Source organism: Mycobacterium sp. 1423905.2 (assembly GCF_001673155.1).
Lineage (GTDB): Bacteria > Actinomycetota > Actinomycetes > Mycobacteriales > Mycobacteriaceae > Mycobacterium.
The window spans coordinates 1-6,913 of sequence record NZ_LZLE01000054.1; the positions used below are offsets into that span (position 1 = coordinate 1).

A 6,913-nucleotide genomic window follows, 5' to 3' on the forward strand; every position below is an offset into this window, starting at 1 on the left:
CGTCGACGAGGCCCACGGACTCGGCGTGCGCGGCGGTGGCCGCGGTCTGCTCTCCGAGGTGGGTCTGGCGGGTGCGCCGGATGTGGTGATGACGACGACGCTGTCCAAGGCGCTGGGCAGCCAGGGCGGTGTGGTGCTCGGGCCCACCGAGGTGCGGGCGCACCTGATCGACGCCGCGCGTCCGTTCATCTTCGACACCGGCTTGGCACCGGCGGCGGTGGGCGCGGCACGGGCGGCGTTGCGGGTCCTGCGCGAAGAGCCCTGGCGGCCGCAGGCGGTGCTGGGCTATGCGGGGGAGTTGGCCCGAATCTGTGGGGTTATCGAGGTGCCCGAGTCGGCAGTGGTATCGGTGATCCTCGGTGATCCGGAGGTCGCGCTGACCGCCGCGACGGCGTGCCTGGACGCCGGGGTGAAGGTGGGCTGCTTCCGACCTCCGACGGTGCCGGCCGGAACGTCTCGGCTGCGACTGACGGCGCGCGCATCACTGAGCAAAGATGACCTCGAGTTGGCCCGCCGGGTGCTCACCGAGGTGCTGTCTGCGACGCGCCGTTGACGGTTCTGGTCGTCACCGGCACCGACACGGGCGTCGGCAAGACCGTCGCCACCGCAGCGCTTGCCTCCTGCGCCCGTCAACTCAGCATCGACGTGGCGGTCTGCAAACCGGCTCAGACCGGCACCGCCGACGGTGATGACGATCTCGCTGAGGTGGGCCGCCTCGCCGGGGTGACCGAACTCCTCGGACTGGCGCGATACCCGCTGCCGATGGCGCCGGCCGCGGCGGCCGAACAGGCTGGGATGGCGCTGCCTACCCGCGATGAACTGCTGCGACTGATCGCTGATTTGGACCGCCCCGGCCGGTTGACGCTGGTCGAAGGCGCGGGTGGGCTGCTCGTGGAACTGGCCGAGGGGGGAGTCACGCTGCGCGATGTCGCCGTCGAGCTGGGGGCCGCGGCACTGGTGGTCGTCGGCGCGGGACTGGGCACCCTCAACCACACCGCATTGACCCTGGAAGCGCTTGCCTCGCACCGGGTTCCGTGCGCGGGATTGGTGATCGGGAGCTGGCCGCGCCAACCCGGGCTGGTCGAGACTTCGAACTATTCGGCGCTGAGCCGTCTGGCTCCGGTGCGGGCGGCGCTACCCGCCGAAGCCGGCGCCCCGGCGTTCAGGACGGACTTCGCGGCGATGAGCGCGGCGGCATTCGACGCCGACTGGGTCAGGGGCCTGGTGTCCTGATGGCGCATTCGATCGAGCTGCTCTTCGACGGCGACACCGAGGCGGCGCTGCGACGCATGTGGGACAGCCTGGCGAGCGCCGATATCCCAGCGCGGGTACCGCCCGGTCGCCCGCACGTGACTGTGGCCGTCGCCGAGCGCATCGACCCCGAGGTCGACGAGTTGCTGATTCCGGTGGCACGAGAGTTGCCGGTGCGCTGCCTGATCGGAGCTCCGGTGTTGTTCGGCCGGGCCAACGTCGTGCTCACTCGGTTGGTGGTGCCGTCGCACGCGCTGTTGGATCTACACGCCGAGGTGCATCGGTTGTGCCGGCCTCATCTTCTGCCCGGGCCGATGGCCAACAGTCTGCCCGGCCGGTGGACGGCACATGTCACGTTGGCTCGCCGGGTCGACCTCGCTTACCTCGGGCAGGCGCTGACCGTGACCGGCCGACCGGCCGACATCGATGGTCAGTTCGCCGGACTGCGGCGCTGGGACGGGGACAAGCGCGTCGAGTACCACATCCGCTGAATGCGGCTAACCGCCGAACAGCAAGTACAAGCCCATGAACGTATAGCCGACCATGACCAGCATCATGGTCAGCTGGCCGGTCAGTTGATGAGCCGCCGGCAGTAACCGCAGCGCTTTGTCGTGTGCCGCGATCACCGCCACGATGTGTCCGGTGACCACGCAGGTGACCTTGATCGTCGACAACACCGCCGGGTGCAGCGACAACACGTAGGCCACGTTCGCGTGCGCCAGCCCCAACGGGTTCCAGCCTCGACCGAACGGATCGGCCAGCGCGATGATCGCCTGCTGTCCGCGTTCCACCAGGTAAGTCAGGTAGTGGGCGAAGATATAACCGACCACGATCGGGATCAGCGAGTGCGCCATCTGACCGGGCAGTGCCGCGCGCTGCTCGGCGTCGACTCCGCCCGTCGCCCGCGCCGCCAGCGAAAATGTCACTGCGACAACCGAAATGAAAACCAGCAAGCCGACCGTCCGCAGCGCCGAAGAGGTCAGCGTCTCCGGCAGACCGTGCGCTGTCCGGGCAACCCCGTCAGCGAAATTGCGCCAGGCCGGTGCCGCCGAGAAGCTGTCGAATGCGGTCGAGCCGAGCAGCACGGCCAGCATCATCACCACGCCGGGCCGTACCGGCAGCGACGGCAGATGGTCGAAAGGATTGCCGATGACGATCTTGCCGGTGTCGCCATTTCGCCAGAACGGGCACAGTCGCGATACCGCCATGCTGTACGCGCCGAACGGGTCAGCTCGCGATAACCAGCGTTGACCGCACAGCCACGCCCCGGCCAGCGTCACGACGGCATAGACCAACAGCCAGGTCTTGACCCCGGTCAGCGAGGCGGAGTCAGGGCTGGCCAATTCCATCCAGACGAATGCGAACAGGCCGACCGCGGCCGGCCGGTAGCCCCACCCTTCGGGGTAGTCGCGGCGTGGCCGGCTGATCCGCTCTGGCAGAGCGCGGCGCAAGAGCACATACAGCGACCGGATCGGCGAGATCACCCGCCACACTGGCCCGAAGAACAACGACAGGGCGACCAAACCGACCCAGAGCAACACATAGAACGCGCCGAGCAGCCCGTTGCCTTGTGTTTGCGGACCGAACAGTCCGGCCAGTAGCACCCAAACGGCGAACGCAAAAGCCAGGGTCGCCACCGCCCAGCGGGTGGCGCGCGCGTCAACGAGCCTGGTCACCGCATCCGGCAACGGGCGCCCCGGCTTCGCCGGGTCGAACCGCGGCTGCTTCCAGGCCAGCGCCACCAACGCGAACGTGAACGTCAGCGCCCAGGCCGCGCCGATCAAGGCGAACGTGTACGGCACCGGGAGATCGTTCGACCCGCCGAGGCCATGCGCCAGCACCGAGGCGGAACGGCCGTCGGTCACGGCTGGACTTGGATCGTCGCGATCGTGCGCTTGAGGTGATGTAGTTCCACGTCGACGTTGCCGGGAACGTCGACGCTGAACTGGAAGGTCTGATTGGGTGCGGCGGCGATCTGGAATTTGTGGTCCGGTACCGAATGCACGTGCAGCTCGTCGGTGACGTCGCTGGTGACGTGCAAGGTTATCTGCTCCTTCACCTTGGCTTGCAGCGTGGCGTTCGTCGGGTTGACCTGGCCGTTGGTGATGGTGACGTCGATGGTGAGGCCTTGGGTGGCGGGCTTGCTCGGCGAGTTGCCGCCGCAGGCGACCAACGCGCACATCAGCAAGCCCGCCCACGCCGTGACGAGGGTGCGTTTAACACTCATCGAGTTACGCCGCTTCCGGCAGCGGGTGCTTTTGCTCCTCGACCTGCTTGGGCTTGGTCGTCTCGCCGTTGATCCGGCCGGCACCCCAGGTGAGGCCGGCGATCACCATCAGCGTGAAGATGGCCACCAGGATGGAGCCGGCGGTGAACAGCCACTCGGGAGCGCTCGGGTCGCGTTCGCGCTGCAAGATGGTGTTCTCCAGGACGAACGGTCGAGTAATGACCGGCTGAGCGGGAACTTCGGCAGCCGGGATCGCTTCATCGGCCGGTTCGTAGATCGGCACGGCGGTCATGGTGTAGCCGTCCTGCACCCGCAGCAGCGTCTTCCATGAACCCCACACCGGGATGGGTTCGGTGGTGCGGTAATGCCCCGGGCCGACCTTCTCCAATCGGTCGACCACCAGACCGCGGTTGTTCTCCATCTTCCCTTGCCAAGACGTGATCGAGACCCAGTCGGGCTGGTCCTTGATCAGGTCGGGGGGGTTGATCTGAACGTCGGCAGAGACCATCCGCTTGCCAGGGTCGCTGGGCAATTCCGTCAGCTTGATCGTTGCGGTGTTCTTGCTCGGAATGATGATGTGGAGACCGTTGGCGATGGTGCCGCCGATGACCAGGACCGTCGCCGCGACCACCGAAATGCCGATCGCGCGGCGCGGCAGGCGCTGCCCGGTGAGCACCATCCCGGTCAGCGCCCCGCACAGGCCCATCAGCACTGCCACCGGCACCGCCATCGCCAGGCCCTCACCCCACATGCTGGTTGGCCACGGGTAGTGATAGACCGCGCCGATCCACAGCGACTCCAGCCAGAGGCCGACGGTCCCGACCAGTAGGCCGGTAACGGCGCCGAAGACGATCGGACGCTTGAACAGCGGCGTCAGCGCCAGTATCTCGACGATCAGGGCGGGCCCGAGGTACAGCGGGAACCAGTTCAACGGAGCCCCGAGGATGGAGCCCACGGTGAACGCGACAGCGCCGCGCAGCGCGATGGCGAACAGCGCCGCGATAACGGCCGCGCCTTTGCCCAGCGTCATCCGGGCCACGATCAGGGCCAGCGCCGCGACGCCGGCGATCATCATGGGGTGGAACACCAGGCGGAACTGCTGCACCCCGAAGTCGAACTCGATCTGGTAAACGGACAATCCGATCAGCAGCCCGCCACAGGACAGGTATCGCAGAACCCGGACCATCGGCTTCTCGGGGGGAGCGTCCGGCAGTGCGCGTCCGCCCTCGTACTCCAGCATCAGCACCGAGAAGAGCGACAAGCCCGCGCCGCCGATCATCATCAGGTGCGTCGGACCCCACAGCGTGACGTCTTGGCCGAAGATGCGGTGCCAGATGTCATCGAGCGGGAAACCGATCAGGGCATACATCCCGCAACCGGCCATCAGCACACCGCCGACGGGGGCGTGCCAGTTGTCGGTGATCCGCACCGGGGCCGGACCGGGCTCGTCGAAGGGCAAGACGATCGCGGTCATGCCGGCCAGGAAGATCCCGAACAGGCCGATGATGATGAAGTAGTGCGCGGGGTTGGCCAGCGGACCTGGGTCGCGGCCTTCGCCGATGTGCCAGCTGACATCCCAGATGAAGCCGAACAGCGCACAGATGATCGACGTGGTGTACACCAGCACCGGCAGGGCCACCCACGATGGGCGGCGGAATTTGACCCCTAGCCAGTCAGCGAACTTCTCCAGCCACAGGATCCGATGCGTGCGGTGCGCCCAGCCGATCGCCAGCATGATTAGCGTGATGATCAGCGCCGCCACCGACAGGCCGATGACCTGACTGAGTTCGGCCCCTTTGGCCGCAGGCGCCGCCGCAACCACTGCCAGTTCCACCGCAATCGCCTCCCATGTCTTGCCCGACTGACGTAGACGAACCTCGAATGCCCAAATGCAGCGCTGGTCAATCCTGCTTTTCGCTGGAGCTTCGCCGGTTTCGCATAGCGATATACAACACCACACCGACGACAATGATCGCGGGCAGAAACGCCGGGATCGCCAGCCAGATCCCGTGGTCGGCGAGGTACGTGACGTGCTCGTTGGTCATAGCGTTTACTTACCCTGCCGTACGGCTCCGTACCCGTACACATTGGGTCGTCAATGGCCGCCCGAGCGCTATCGGTCGACGTGGGGACCGCTACCCTAGGCCTGAACGCCGATTGGTCCAGGCCGCCACGTCTATCCGCGGCTAGCGAAAGGGCCAGGAAAGTATGTGTCCGCATGTCCGGGCACGACGTAGATGCAGGGGAGTACCGGGTGACTCAAGCGCCGATTCGACCGACCACAGACGCCGGCCAAGATGGCGTACCGGACTCGGACATCATCGCGGTGGCCCGCCGCCAGGTCCTCGACCGGGGGGAAGGCCTGAGCAAAGACCAGGTACTGCAGGTGCTGCGGCTCGACGACGACCGGCTCGAGGAGTTGCTGGCGCTGGCCCACGAAGTCCGGATGCGTTGGTGTGGTCCCGAGGTCGAGGTCGAGGGGATCATCAGCCTCAAGACCGGCGGCTGCCCCGAGGACTGTCACTTCTGTTCCCAATCGGGACTGTTCGCCTCGCCGGTGCGCAGCGCTTGGCTCGACATTCCCAGCCTGGTCGAGGCGGCCAAACAGACCGCGAAGTCCGGCGCCACCGAATTCTGCATCGTGGCCGCGGTGCGCGGGCCCGACGAGCGATTGCTCGCCCAGGTCGCTGCCGGCATCGAAGCCATCCGCAATGAGGTCGACATCAACATCGCCTGCTCGCTCGGAATGCTGACCGCCGAGCAGGTGGATCGGCTGGCCGAGATGGGCGTGCACCGCTACAACCACAACCTCGAGACCGCACGCTCGTTCTTCACCAACGTCGTCACCACGCACAGCTGGGAAGAGCGCTGGCAGACGCTGACGATGGTGCGCGACGCCGGGATGGAGGTGTGCTGCGGCGGCATCCTCGGTATGGGCGAGACGCTGGAACAGCGCGCGGAGTTCGCCGCCGATCTCGCCGAGCTGGGTCCCGACGAGGTGCCGCTGAACTTCCTCAACCCGCGGCCGGGAACACCGTTCGGGGATCTGGAGGTCTTGCCGGCCACCGAGGCGCTGAAGTCCGTGGCAGCCTTCCGGCTGGCGCTGCCCCGCACCATGCTGCGCTTCGCCGGCGGTCGGGAGATCACGTTGGGTGACCTGGGCGCCAAGCGCGGCATCCTCGGGGGCATCAATGCCGTCATCGTCGGCAACTACCTGACCACTCTGGGCCGGCCCGCCGAAGCCGACTTGGAACTGCTCGACGACCTGCAGATGCCGATCAAAGCGCTCAACGCCAGCTTGTAGAAGACCAATCGTGGCTGCAGAACTGGGCGCCCCGGTTTCCGCCGGTGTGTTCAACGTCTACACCGGGGAACGGGCCGGCACCGCGACGCCAACGGCAGCGCAGTTGGGCCTCGAGCCGCCACGCTTCTGCG

8 protein-coding genes and 1 pseudogene are annotated in these 6,913 nt (G+C 66.9%); 5 read left to right on the forward strand and 4 right to left on the reverse strand.

Annotated features, from left to right (window positions below):
• The 3 genes from A9W95_RS03385 to A9W95_RS03395 all read left to right on the forward strand — a co-directional run.
• Positions 1 to 553, forward strand: a 553-nt coding sequence (locus tag A9W95_RS03385; RefSeq protein ID WP_067409225.1) for an aminotransferase class I/II-fold pyridoxal phosphate-dependent enzyme, incomplete at its 5' end; no start/stop codon positions are given.
• Complete coding sequence (gene bioD / locus A9W95_RS03390) at positions 550 to 1,233, forward strand: dethiobiotin synthase (protein ID WP_067409226.1); 684 nt, start codon at positions 550 to 552, stop codon at positions 1,231 to 1,233. The genes A9W95_RS03385 and bioD, both read left to right, overlap by 4 nt.
• Positions 1,233 to 1,742, forward strand: coding sequence for a 2'-5' RNA ligase family protein (locus tag A9W95_RS03395; protein WP_067409227.1), 510 nt, complete (start codon positions 1,233 to 1,235; stop codon positions 1,740 to 1,742). Before bioD ends, A9W95_RS03395 begins: the two co-directional genes overlap by 1 nt.
• 6 nt (positions 1,743 to 1,748) lie before the next feature.
• On the opposite strand, the gene A9W95_RS03400 is transcribed toward A9W95_RS03395, so the two are convergent.
• The 4 genes from A9W95_RS03400 to A9W95_RS27120 all read right to left on the reverse strand — a co-directional run bounded on the left by A9W95_RS03400 (position 1,749) and on the right by A9W95_RS27120 (position 5,523).
• On the reverse strand, positions 1,749 to 3,116 hold the full coding sequence (locus A9W95_RS03400) for a hypothetical protein (protein WP_067409228.1): 1,368 nt from the start codon (positions 3,114 to 3,116) through the stop codon (positions 1,749 to 1,751).
• Positions 3,113 to 3,478 carry a hypothetical protein gene (locus tag A9W95_RS03405; protein ID WP_067409229.1) on the reverse strand — a complete coding sequence of 122 codons (366 nt, stop codon included), beginning with the start codon at positions 3,476 to 3,478 and terminating at the stop codon, positions 3,113 to 3,115. Before A9W95_RS03405 ends, A9W95_RS03400 begins: the two co-directional genes overlap by 4 nt.
• A 4-nt stretch (positions 3,479 to 3,482) precedes the next feature.
• Positions 3,483 to 5,213 (reverse strand): hypothetical protein, encoded by a 1,731-nt coding sequence (locus A9W95_RS03410; RefSeq protein ID WP_156745975.1) that lies wholly within the window; start codon positions 5,211 to 5,213, stop codon positions 3,483 to 3,485.
• Between the two features lie 166 nt (positions 5,214 to 5,379).
• Positions 5,380 to 5,523, reverse strand: coding sequence for a hypothetical protein (locus tag A9W95_RS27120; protein ID WP_172826542.1), 144 nt, complete (start codon positions 5,521 to 5,523; stop codon positions 5,380 to 5,382).
• A 209-nt stretch (positions 5,524 to 5,732) separates the two neighbouring features.
• Here A9W95_RS27120 and bioB point away from each other — a divergent pair, with 209 nt between their 5' ends.
• Positions 5,733 to 6,782 (forward strand): biotin synthase BioB, encoded by a 1,050-nt coding sequence (bioB, locus tag A9W95_RS03415; RefSeq protein WP_067409231.1) that lies wholly within the window; start codon positions 5,733 to 5,735, stop codon positions 6,780 to 6,782.
• 7 nt (positions 6,783 to 6,789) lie between these two features.
• Positions 6,790 to 6,913: pseudogene (locus A9W95_RS27650) on the forward strand (hypothetical protein); the annotation flags it as partial.